The sequence below is a fragment of the Flagellimonas spongiicola genome (genome assembly GCF_023502425.1).
GTDB lineage: Bacteria > Bacteroidota > Bacteroidia > Flavobacteriales > Flavobacteriaceae > Flagellimonas > Flagellimonas spongiicola.
In genome coordinates, this window is record NZ_JAMFMA010000004.1 from 315,214 (window position 1) to 329,474 (window position 14,261).

Annotated in this window: 2 protein-coding genes; both read left to right on the forward strand. The window is 41.4% G+C overall.

The genetic code is table 11. The features are described 5' to 3' along the window. Window positions 1-166: 166 nt before the first annotated feature. Entirely contained in the window at window positions 167-8,869 is an 8,703-nt protein-coding gene (locus M3P19_RS16205) for a PKD domain-containing protein (protein ID WP_249658741.1), read from the forward strand. A 235-nt stretch (window positions 8,870-9,104) separates the two neighbouring features. Next, window positions 9,105-14,261, forward strand: a 5,157-nt coding sequence (locus M3P19_RS16210; protein WP_249658742.1) for a Kelch repeat-containing protein, incomplete at its 3' end; no start/stop codon positions are given.

Sequence of the window (14,261 nt, forward strand, 5' to 3'; positions counted from 1 at the left end):
GTTAAATCCTCGTATTTACGACTCCTTGTAGTTCGTCGATAAAGCTTTCTAATTGAACGAATAAAGCTATATCAACGAAACCTTTTGGACCACATTGAAGTATATTTGAAACCTTGTAAGTTAAATCCTCAACTAAAAAATAATTGCTGAAAATATCATTACTATCATGAGAAAAAACTACCCCAAGTACAGTCTAGTTTTCATACTACTTTTGACTTGTCTATTTTCTTCCAATATGTATGGTCAGAGCTTTGATCAGAGTTCATTGGATTTTAATGGACAAGGTAATGTTTCAAACGGCGTTACCTCTTTGATGTATGGTCCGGATGGCAGACTTTATGTCGCCGAATACCCTGGACTTATCAAGATTCTTACCATTGCCAGGAATAGTTCTACGGATTATGAAGTTACCAACATGGAGGTGCTGAATGGAATCCAAACTATGGAGGATCATAATGACGATGGTACTTTGTTCTCTAGCGTACCTAGGGAGACTACTGGTTTGACAGTAGGCGGTACTTCATCTAATCCTGTGTTTTATGTGGCATCTAGTGATTTTAGAATTGGTGCTGGCCCTGGTGGGGGAAATGGGGATGTAGGTTTGGATACAAATTCAGGTGTGATTACAAGATTTTCATGGAATGGAAGTTCTTGGGATGTTGTTGATATAGTCAGGGGATTACCTAGATCTGAAGAAAATCACGCTACAAATGGTTTAGAAATAGCAACAATAAACGGTACAGACTATTTAATTGTAGCTTCTGGAGGACACACCAATGCCGGTGGACCCTCAACAAATTTTGTTTTTACCTGTGAATATGCGCTTTCGGGGGCTATTCTTTCCATTAACTTAGATATGTTGGAGAGTATGCCTATCTTAAACGATAATGGCAGAAGCTATATTTATGACATTCCAACACTGGATGACCCAACCAGAGCAAATGCCAATGGGATTACTGATCCTAATGCTCCCGGCTACAACGGTATAGACATCAATGATCCATGGGGAGGTAATGATGGTTTAAATCAGGCGATTGTGGACCCATCAGGTCCTGTACAAATCTATTCTCCTGGATATAGAAATGCATATGATTTAGTGCTGACTGAAAGCGGAGCCGTTTATGTAACGGACAATGGTGCAAATGGTGGTTGGGGAGGCTTCCCAGTAAATGAGGGAGGAGGTTCTGCAACCAATGCATATGACCCATTGGAACCAGGTAGCCAATCACCTTCTGGGAGTGAACAAATTGATAATGTGGATCACCTTCAATTGGTAACCACTGACATTCAAACTTATGTCCCTGGATCGCTTTATGGTGGACACCCTAATCCTACAAGAGCTAATCCAAGTGGGGCAGGATTGTATACAGATAATGGTACAACTGCAGTTTTCAGAACATTGATTTACGATCCTGACGGTTCTACTCCGGGATCAACTACTGATCCAAATATAGGACTACCAGCCAACTGGCCACCAGTTCAAACAGCAAATGCAGTAGAAGGGGATTGGAGAGGTCCCACCGTTGCCAATCCAGATGGTCCGGATGATAACCCAATTGCGACTTGGGGAACAAATACCAATGGAATAGATGAATACACTGCCTCTAACTTTGGTGGTGCAATGCAAGGAGATCTTTTAGCTGGACATAGCGGTGGACTTGTTAGGCGAGTACAGCTGCAAGCTAATGGCTCGTTGCAATCGTTAACCCAGACCTTCTTCTCAGGAATTGGAGGGAATGCCTTGGGTATTACTTGTAATGGAGATGGGGATGTATTCCCTGGTACTGTCTGGACAGGTACACTTGAAGGTGGTATTGTGGTATTTGAACCACAGGACTTCTTAAATTGTTTGGAACCAGGGGACGCTGGTTACGATCCAACTGCAGATGGGGATTTAGATGGTTATTTGAATCAAGATGAAGTGGACAATGGAACCCAAGTATGTAATGGAGGGTCACAGCCTGATGATTTTGATAAATCAGCAGGAGGTTCACCTTTGATTTCTGACTTAAATGATACGGATGATGATGCCGATGGGATATCAGATGCAACCGACCCTTTTCAGCTAGGAGACCCAACAACTGGAGGTAGCGATGCTTTTACCCTTCCAATTTTTAATGACTTATTCAATACTCAGCAAGGTTTAGGCGGAATATTTGGACTCGGTATGACCGGTTTAATGAACAACGGAGATACCGGAAGTAACTGGTTAGACTGGCTTGATGTTAAAGATGCAGGACCTAATCCAAATGATGTTTTGGGAGGTGCCCCGGGAATCATGACTTCGCACATGACCGATGGTACGGCCTTGGGCAATTCCAATAATCAAGATAAAGGATATCAATACGGTGTTCAAGTGGATAATACTACTGGCAATTTTACAGTGGTTGGTGGTATGAATGGTTTTACAGGGCCGCTAAGACTATATGAAAACACCGATGGTGTCACTGGTGGTGAACTTGGATTTTTCATTGGTGATGGTACACAAAGTAACTATATCAAATTTGTGGTGACCACTGACGGTTTTACTGCATTACAAGAAATTAATGATGTACCTGGAACACCTGTTCAGACTACAATCAGTATACCCAATAGGCCCTCAGATGGGATTCGTTTTTATTTTGTAGTCAATCCTAGTACAGGATCAGTTGACTTGGAATACCAAATTGATAATAATGCTAGGACTACCTTGGGAACCATTACTGCTTTGGGCAATGTTTTACAAGCAATTCAATCAAGCAGCACCGACTTGGCTGTTGGTTTTATAGGTTCATCCAATACTGCGGGCAAAGAACTGGAAGGCTCATGGGACTTTTTAAATGTACTAGGCGAAAATCCGATTTTGGTACAACAGATACCAGATTTGGATCGAATTATTGATACCGCGGATGAAGATATTAATCTAGATAGTTATTTTGATGATGATGAAGGATTGGGAAATTTGACTTATACAGTTCAAAACAATACCAATCCGGCAATTGGAACCAATATTACGGGTAACACACTTACATTATCCTATCCTTCAACGGTTGAGTCATCAACGATTACAATTCGTGCAACAGATAGTGACGGTCTTTTTGTGGAAGATGTATTTACGGTAGATGTTACTGATGGTTATACCATATTGTATCGTGTAAATTCTGGTGGACCTCAAATTAGCGCAATTGATGGAGATATTGATTGGGAAGAGGATTCGGTTGCGAACACTTCACAATATTTATCTGTAGCTGGTACCAATACCATTTTCCTTGGGACGGTCTCAAGCACTGATTCTTCGGTTGACACGGCCACAACTCCTAGTAGTATTTTTAATTCAGAAAGATATGACAGTACTCCTGGACCACCCAACTTTCAATACTCTTTCCCAGTTGCTCAACCTGGCAATTATGAGGTTAGATTATATATGGGTAACGGTTTTATAGGAACATCAGATCCGGGTGAAAGAATATTTGATGTCAATATAGAAGGGGTAAATCTTCCATTATTGGATAACATCGATTTATCCGGTACTTATGGGCATAATGTTGGTACAATGATTAGCCACATTATCACCGTGAATGATGGTTTCTTGGATGTTGAATTTATTCATGGAATCATAGAGAATCCGTTGATTAATGGAATTGAAATATTAGATGCACCAGATTCAGAAACACCTATATATGTTCATCCGATTGCAGATCAGCGCAGTGATGCCGGAGAACAATTGAATGGAAGTCTTGGGGTACAGGCTATTGGAGGAGATGGTAATCTACAATATGCAGCCACAGGACTACCCACAGGCTTATTTATAGAACCAACGAATGGTCAAATAGGAGGAACCGTAGATGAAAACGCTTTCAGTGGTAGTCCATTTAATGTGACCGTAACGGTTGATGATAGCGATGGACTTACAAGTGATCAAGTGAATATCAACTTTTCATGGGTAATTGTAGAGCCATTTGTAAATAGGATTAATGCTGCGGGTAGTGAAGTTAGTTCTACGGATATTGGATCAGTTTGGGAAGACAATTCAAATGTTGGTGCACAATCAGGTAATGCATATTCTGTAAATACCGGATTAATTACCAATACCCTGGGAAGTATTGAATACGCAAACAGAGATAGTTCAATACCTGCGTATGTCAACAACTCAGTTTTTGACGCTTTGTTTGCACAAGAAAGATATGATGAAAGTACCAATCCGGTAATGGAATATGATATAGCCGTTTCCAATGGTGACTATGTTGTTCATATGTTTATGGGCAATAGCTTCACAGGTACTCAAAATGTTGGAGATCGAGTATTTGATATATTGATGGAGGGCGTAGTTGTAGGAGACAACATAGACCTTATTACCGAATTCGGGCATCAAGTAGCAGGTATGATGGCATATCCCGTAACCGTATCTGACGGTGAATTGAATATTTCTTTCGGACATGTAGTTGAGAACCCCTTGATTAATGCAATAGAGGTTTATGCGGTGGATAACGGAAATCCAACGTATACTTTGTCCAATATTTCCAATCAATCCAATGGTATTTTAGAAGATATTGATTTTACGGTAAGCGCATCAGGAGGAGCTCCTGGTGAGATTGCTAATTTCTATATAGCTGGTCAACCGGAAGGAATTTCGATTAATCCAGATACAGGTCAGATAACTGGAACCTTGAGTGTAAATGCATCTTCAGGCGGACCAAATGGAGATGGGATACACAACGTTATCGTAACCGCTATCAAACCACGTTCTGCCCCATCAAGCCAAAACTTTACGTGGAGTGTTTCCGCAGAGTTCCTGTGGACACAGAAAAATGAAAACAAGAGTTATACCGCGAGACATGAAAATGCTTTTGTTCAAGCAGGGGATAAATTCTATCTAATGGGCGGTCGTGAAGCTGCAAGAACCATAGATGTTTATGATTATTCATCAAATACATGGAATTCATTAGTGGACTCGGCACCATTTGAGTTTAACCATTTCCAAGCAACAGAATACCAAGGACTGATTTGGGTTATTGGAGCATTCCAAGATAATGCTTTCCCTAACGAACAACCGGCAGAACATGTTTGGGCATTTGATCCAGCAAACGAAGAATGGATACAGGGGCCACAGATTCCTGCTAACCGAAGAAGAGGCTCTGCAGGACTAGTTGTCTATAATGATAAATTCTATGTTGTGTGTGGAAATAATGATGGACATGACGGCGGATATGTTGCCCAATTCGATGAATATGATCCGACAACAGGTACATGGACACCACTAGCAGATGCACCAAGAGCTAGAGACCATTTCTTTGCTGCAGTTATTGGAGATCAACTATATGTGGCTGGAGGTAGATTTACTGGAGGTGCAGGAGGCTTTTTTGGGCCTACCATAGCTGAAGTGGATGTCTTTAATTTCACATCTGGAACTTGGAGTACACTTCCAAGTGCGCAAAATATTCCTACGCCACGTGGAGCTCCTGCATTGGTGAATTTCAATGACAAGCTTGTCGTAATGGGAGGTGAAGTACAGAATGAATTGGTGTATGGTATTAATGTAAATGGCGCATTGAACATAACAGAACAATATGATCCAGCTACCCAGTCATGGGAAAGGCTAGCCGATATGAATTTTAATCGCCATGGCACACAGGCTATTGTCTCAGGAACTGGAATTCAGATACTTGGCGGTTCTCCAAATTTAGGAGGCGGTAACCAGAAAACAATGGAATATCTAGGTGATGACAATCCAACTGGTACGCCAAGTAATGCAAGTCAGTTGTCTGCGCCAAATACACTTGTTGTTAATGATGGTGAAACAGTGAATTTGGATTTGGATATTATTGATGGTAACGTTGGCATATTTATACGTTCTATGGAGATTTCCGGTCCAAATGCGGCAGACTTCACTATAGACTCTGGCGATTTGACCAATGCTTTGTTGAATGCAGGTGGTTCCCATTCCGTCGGTATAACATTAGCTGGCACTGGAACGGATCGTTCTGCGGTCTTAACCATTAATTACGGAGCGGCCAGTACCATGAATATTGCATTGACCAATAATCCAAATGCAGAGTTTGAAGTGACCAATCCAGGTGACCAATATAATTATGAAGGGGACGCTGTTTCCTTGCAAATTCAAACAACCAGTACAAGTTCGACTACTTTTAGCGCAACGGGATTACCACCTAATTTGGCGATAAATACCAATACAGGACTTATTACTGGTACATTGGCCGATGGTTCAGGTGGATCGGGAGGAGCTTTCAATGAACAAGGTGGATTGGTAATTGTAGAAGCCGAGACCGATTTTTCAGATTCAGCTGCAAATTCAGGATGGGATATCATAGTCGACGGAGGCACAACTTTCATGGAAGCTCATGCTAACCATTTCAGTGTTGCTGGAGTTGGGGAAGTGGTTGATTATGATGTTCAGATCAATACACCTGGGGTATATCGATTCCATATGAAATCTGCATTTAGCGGTTCAGAGCCAACGGAAGAAAATGATACTTGGTTTAAAATAGATAATACATCTAATATCCATTTCTTCTGTGTAAGTGCAGATTTAACGAATACCGCAGAGTTTGAAACATTTTTAGGCGGTGGAAGCATTGGAAAAAGTGTTTACTATCCCGCAGGAAATGCAGAAGGTAGACCTAATTTTGGTTCCTCTAACCCTGGAAGTAATGGATACTTTAAAATATTCCGAAATGGAGATGCAGTAGGTGGCGGAAATAAATGGAGTGCCGAAACTATCGATTTTAACAGTTTTGCAGTCTATGTATATGTACCAAGCCCAACTACATTTACCGTATCTATGTCAGAACGTTCTGCAGGTCATAGAGTTGACCGCTTTGCCTTAACACAAATTGATTTACAAGGCCCGGGTGAACCGATTACAACATTGGATGGGCCTGAATCCTCTCAAGGATCAGGTGGTATTGGTGCCGCAGACAATAGCCCGTACAATGTTTCTGTAACTGTTACTGAAAGTGGAACGCCTCCGACCAATGAAACTGTTGATTTTGTCTGGTATGTAGGAGAACCGGGTGATCTCATAGCAGTACCAGAAGCTGACGTCACAAGCGGACCTGCTCCATTGACTGTGAATTTCACCGGAAGTAATTCTCTAGATGATTTAGGGGTAACCAGTTACTTGTGGGATTTTAAAGATGGTAATACATCTACAGATGCAGACCCAACACATGTGTTCACTGATATTGGCTCTTATGATGTGGATTTGACCGTAGGCGATGCCAGTGGCAATTCCGATACAAAAAGTATTACAATCACAGTTGAGGGGGCTGGAATAGCTCCAACCGCTGTAGCAAGTGCAACTCCGCTAACTGGCGATGCGCCATTGGAAGTGAATTTTGACGCCAGTGGGTCAACGGATGATTTGCAAATAGATAGTTATGAATGGGATTTCATTGATGGGGGTACATCTTCTGAAATGAACCCTACCTATACCTTTGTAACTCCAGGTACCTATGATGTACTATTGACAGTTACGGATAACGAAGGGTTAACAGATACAGATATTGTCTCAATAACTGTTGAAGTACCAAATATGGCTCCAACAGCTGTTATAGAAGCAACACCGACCACTGGTGATTTTGCTCTTGAAGTAACATTCACGGGTAGCAATTCTACCGATGACGAAGGTGTGGTTGGCTATTCATGGGATTTCATTGATGGAGGTACATCAACTGAAGCTGATCCAACATACACGTTTAATGCTGCGGGAACGTATGAAGTTGAATTAACGGTAACGGATGCTGAGGGTCTTACGGATACAGCAACGATAACCATTACCGTAACGGATCCAGATAATGAAGCTCCAATTGCAGTTGCAACAGCAAATCCGACAATTGGTAACGCACCACTTCCAGTAATATTCAATGCAAGTGGATCTTCAGACGATACAGGAATAGTAAGTTACTTCTGGGACTTCAAGGATGGAACAACTTCCGACGAAATGAATCCGGTTACGACTTTTAATACTCCGGACACTTACGAAGTTGAATTGACTGTAACTGATGGAGAAGGGTTGACAGACACAACCACAATTTCCATAATTGTTACGGATCCTAATGGTAATCAACCTCCAGTGGCAATAGCTTCTGCGACACCTGAGAATGGCGACGCTCCATTGGAAGTTTCGTTTATAGGAAGCAGCTCCACTGATGATGAGGCAGTTGTTGGCTATTCATGGGATTTTAAAGATGGTGGAACTTCAACTGATGCTGACCCAACTTATATTTTTGCTTCTTCGGGTACTTATGAAGTTGAACTTACTGTTACTGATGGGGAAGGTCTCACAAACATGACAACGGTAACAATAGTGGTATCGGATTCTGGAAACCAAGCACCAGTTGCAGTAGCAAGCGCAACACCATTGACGGGTAATGCTCCGCTGGAAGTTTCGTTTACTGGCAGTAACTCTACAGATGATAATGCCATAGTTTCATATACTTGGGATTTTGGAGATGGTTCCAGCTCATCAGAGGAAAATCCGGTTTACACCTATCAGTTCGCTGGAACATTTGATGTGGTACTTACGGTAGAAGATGCCGAAGGTCTTGTGAATACAGCTACCTTAACAATAGAAGTAGAGGATAATGATCCTTCAGGTATAACCGATTTTGAGGCTAGGATAGCACCGAATCCTGCTAATGCTACTGCTAACCTTAGAATTTTCAATATGCCGCAAGGTACAGTAACCACAATGATATACCTCTATGATTCCATAGGTAGGTTAATGGGTGCATTCCAACCACAAGACGTATTCACGGATAATCAATATCAGATTCCGGTACATACATTAAGAGACGAGTTATATTATGTAAAAGTCGAATTAAGTAATGGTGATCCGATATTGATTCCACTGCTGGTTCAAAATAGATAGGTTAGGATTATTCTTAACAAAGTAAGAGAAAAAGGGGAAGTCTTAGGACTTCCCTTTTTTTTTAGCTAATTATCAGTGAATTAGATGGTGTTTTTTATCGAGTATTTGAAACCCTTAATCGATTTTGAAGATTTGGATGGATAAGCTGCTTGCAAAAAGAATAATTTTGAGTAAGTCCCCCTTTCCCCCATAAATACTGTTTTTTACTGATTTTCTAATCCCAACCAAAAGGAATATGGAAGGATATTACTTTAAACGTGCTCAGGCAGGTTTGCTGTGTCTTGTATTTGCCCTAACAAGTAATGTGCTTACAGCGCAAAGTTTTACACAAAATGACTTGAATTTTGGAGGTCTTGGCAACGTTGCTTCCGGAGTCACATCGTTAATGTATGGTCCCGATGGTAGATTATATGTTGCCGAATACCCTGGAACGATTAAGATTCTTACAATTCAAAGGAATGGCCCGGGGAATTATTCGGTAATAGATATTGAAACACTGTCTGGTGTTAAGAACATAACCAACTACGATGATGATGGAACACCTTGCAGTGGGGGCGCAAACAATTGTTCTTCTAGAGAGACAACTGGTCTTACGGTGGCTGGTACAGCTTCCAATCCAATAATATATGTGGCCTCAAGTGATTTTCGCATCGGAGCTGGACCTGGAGGTGGCAATGGCGATGTGGATTTGGATACAAATTCCGGTACAATTACAAGATTTACTTGGACTGGAAGTACATGGGAAGTTGTAGATATCGTTCGGGGTCTGCCTAGATCTGAAGAAAACCATGCTACAAATGGCGTTGAATTCACCAACATTAACGGAACTGATTACTTGATTGTGGCGTCGGGAGGTCACACCAATGCGGGTGGGCCTTCGGTTAATTTTGTATATCAATGTGAGTATGCTTTGTCGGGCGCAATCCTATCAGTCAATTTGGATATGATAGAAGGTTTACCAATACAAAACAATAACGGCCGCAGCTATATATACGATATTCCAACGTTGGACGATCCTACACGGCCAAATGCCAATGGGATTACAGACCCAAATGGTGCTGGATATAATGGTATTGATGTAAATGATCCATTTGGTGGAAATGATGGTTTAAATCAAGCTGTGATTGTTCCGTCAGGTCCTGTTCAAATATATTCGCCAGGTTACAGGAATTCATATGATATAGTTCTTACCGAAAGCGGTGCTTTGTACGCTACGGACAACGGAGCTAATGGAGGTTGGGGTGGTTTTCCTGAAAATGAAGGCGGGGGATCGGCCACGAATAACTATGTGCCAAGTGAGCCAGGTAGTCAGTCGCAATCTGGAAATGAGCAAGTAGATAATGTTGATCATCTACAGTTAATTACAACTAATATTCAAACCTATACACCTGGTTCCTTGTACGGGGGTCATCCAAATCCCGTAAGAGCCAATCCAAATGGGGCCGGATTATTTACAGAGATTGGAGCAAGCCAAGTTTTTCGAACATTAACGTACGATCCAAACGGATCTACTGCTGGTTCAACCTCAAATGCAAATATTGCATTACCGGCAAACTGGCCGCCAGTGCAGTTTGCAAACCCAGTGGAAGGGGATTGGAGAGGTCCAACGGTGAATAACCCAGATGGGCCAGAAGATAACCCGGTAGCGACATGGGGTACTAATACTAATGGCATTGATGAGTATACGGCTTCTAATTTTAATGGGGCAATGCAAGGTGATCTTCTAGCGGGACACAGTGGAGGTAACGTAAGAAGAGTTCAACTTCAGGCCAATGGTACATTACAAAGTTTAAATCAAACATTTTTATCGGGTATTGGTGGGAATGCTCTTGGTATAACTTGTAATAGTGATTCGGACATATTCCCAGGAACGGTTTGGGCAGGAACATTAGAAGGGAAAATAGTAGTTTTTGAACCACAAGATTTTACAAACTGTCTCGAGCCAGGAGACGCTGGTTATAGTCCAACTGCAGATGGAGATTTAGATGGTTATTTAAATCAGGATGAAGTAGATAATGGAACACAAGTTTGCAACGGAGGCTCGCAACCTGATGATTTTGATAAATCTACCGGAGCACCGTTCATTTCAAACTTAAATGATACCGATGACGATGCTGATGGTATTTCAGATGCTAACGATCCATTCCAATTGGGCAATCCTAATGCCATAGGCAGTGATGCATTTACAATACCAGTATTTAACGACCTGTTTAATTCCCAACAAGGATTGGGAGGTATTTTCGGTCTAGGAATGACTGGCCTGATGAATAATGGCGATACCGGTAATAACTGGTTGGACTGGTTAGATGTTAAAGATGCAGGACCTAACCCAAATGATGTATTGGGCGGGGCGCCAGGCATAATGACTTCCCATATGACTTCTGGCACAGCATTGGGAACTTCAAACAATCAGGACAAAGGATATCAATATGGTGTACAAGTAAATAATACAACTGGTGTAATTAGAGTTACCGGCGGAATGAATGGTTTTTCCGGACCGTTAAGACTTTATGGCAATACCAATGGTGTTACCAATGGAGAATTAGGATTCTTTATTGGAGATGGTACACAAAGTAATTATATAAAGTTCGTAGTAACAACTAATGGTTTTACCGCATTGCAAGAAATAAATGATGTTCCTGGTACACCAATTCAAGTTAATATTTCAGTTGGGGATAGGCCAAATGCTGGAATATTATTTCATTTTGTGATTAATCCAGCGACCGGGATAGTGGATTTAGAGTATCAAATAGATGCAGGTTCAAATGTTTTATTGGGAACATTTAATGCAGCTGGTTCAATATTACAAGCATTACAAAACGCCAATACAGATTTAGCGGTTGGATTTATAGGTACGTCAAACACTTCTGGAAAAGAACTGGAAGGATCTTGGGATTTTTTGAATGTGACCACCAATACGGCTAATAGTGGTGTGGTCGCTCGGGTAAACGCCTCTGGAGCATTGGTAAATGGTAGTGATGGTGTTGATTGGCAGTCAAACCTAGTCAATGGAGCTACTTCTGGCAGCGGGTATAGTGTAAATGCAGGTCAGATTTTTGGGTCAAATTTACAATTCGCAAATAGACATTCTAGCATTCCGGCAGAAATGGATCAAAGTACATTTGAGTCATTATTTGCCCAAGAAAGATATGATTTGCCATCAGCACCTGAAATGGAGTTTATATTTCCGGTTTCCAATGGTGATTACATTGTGAACATTTATGCAGGAAACAGTTTTGTGGGAACCAGTCAAGTGGGTCAAAGGGTTTTTGATGTTAATATTGAAGGGCAACAATTGGGAGATAATGTGGATTTAGTTGCTCTATTTGGTCATCAATCCGGTGGAATGCTTAGTTATGCTACTCAGGTATTGGATGGTCAACTTAATATACAATTCGCACATCAAGTAGAAAACCCTTTAGTAAATGCAATTGAGATACTTGCAAATTCCAGCAATCAAAATCCGATTATCGTTCAACCAGTTGCCAACCAAAATAACATTGATGGAGATGTTTTGGATGGTAGTCTTGGAGTAATTGCTTCAGGTGGTGATGGAAATTTGAGTTTTTCCATGTCAGGACAACCACCTGGTGTTTTTATTGAGCCGACGAATGGACAAATAGGAGGAACGGTAAATTCCGGTAGCGCAAACAATAGTCCATATTTGGTAACAATTTTGGTTGATGACAGTGATGCCGAAACCGTTGATGCTCAAACTATTCAATTTACATGGATAGTTTCAGCTGAGCCTATTAACTCCAATTGGGTTGATAAGGATGAGAATGAGAATTATACAGGTCGTCATGAATGCTCTTTTGTCCAAGCTGGAAACAAGTTTTATCTAATGGGCGGACGTGAGAATACAACAACTATAGATGTTTACGATTATACAACTGATAGCTGGACTCAATTGACAAACTCTGCACCCCAAGAATTCAATCACTTTCAGGCAACGGAACATCAAGGTTTAATCTGGGTTATTGGAGCGTTCAAAACAAATACTTTTCCAACAGAAGCTCCAGCTGATTTTGTTTGGGCTTTTGATCCGACTGTTAATGAATGGATACAGGGTCCAGAAATTCCGGCAAGCAGAAAAAGAGGATCTGCTGGACTCTCTATGTATAATGGGAAATTTTACATTGTTGGCGGAAACACAATAGGACATAATGGTGGATATGTTCCGTGGTTCGATGAATATGAACCAGCAACAGGTACATGGACATCGCTGTCAGATGCTCCGCGCGCAAGAGATCATTTTCATTCTGCGGTAATAGGTAACAAACTCTACGTATCTGGTGGAAGACTTTCCGGAGGTCCAGGTGGAACATTTGCCCCAACAATTGCGGAGGTAGATGTCTATGATTTTGGTACAGCAAGTTGGAGTACATTACCAAGTGCTCAAAATATACCTACTCAAAGAGCGGGTCATGCAGCGGTAAATTTCAACAACAGGCTAGTAGTAATGGGAGGTGAAGTTGCTGGCCAGATAGCACTTAAAAGCACTGAAGAATTTGACCCGGTCGGACAAAGTTGGAGGACACTGTCTGATATGAATTTTGGAAGGCACGGTACGCAAGCAATCGTCTCAGGTGGAGGTATATTTGTTTTAGCGGGATCTCCAAACTTAGGTGGTGGCAATCAAAAGAATATGGAATATCTGGGCACGGACAACCCTCAGGGTGCCGTTTTGGTTGCAAGTAGCCTTAATACGCCATCAGAGTTGAATATAGCGGAGAATTCCTCAGCAAATCTTTCAATAGACGTAGTTGGCGGCAATACCGGAATAATTATTAAGTCACTTGAAATAATTGGACCAAATGCTTCTGATTTTTCCATTGCTGCAGGAGCTCTTGAATATGCTTTGTTAGCGCCAGGGGCTAATCATCAATTGAACATAGCTGTTGGAGGAACAGGAACCAACAAAAGCGCTACTCTTGTAATCAATTACGGTAACGCATCTTCAACATCCATTAACATTAGTTCGGGTACTCCTCCTGAAAATGGAGTTCTGTCATTTACATTAATGAATTCAAATGATGATACGGAGCTTTTCACCATTACAGATGGACAACAAATAAATATCAATTCACTTCCATCAACAAATTTAAATGTAAGGGCGAATACTGTACCTTCAATTGTAGGGAGTGTCTCATTTCAATTATCGGGCACAAATTCCAATTCACGAACAGAAAATGGAGCCCCTTATGCACTTTTCGGGGATAATTCGGGTGATTATTTGATAGGCTCTTTACCAGAAGGGTCTTATTCTCTAACCGCTACAGCCTATAATGGTTCTAATGAATCAGGTGGAGTACTTGGTCAACCATATAACGTGAATTTTTCCATGGTAACAGGCGGAGTAGGCAACCAGCCGCCAATGGCAGTTGCAACA

Excerpts from the sequence above, each read along its gene's own strand:
- M3P19_RS16205 (WP_249658741.1), top strand. The coding sequence starts at position 167 with ATGAGAAAAAACTACCCCAAGTACAGTCTAGTTTTCATACTACTTTTG.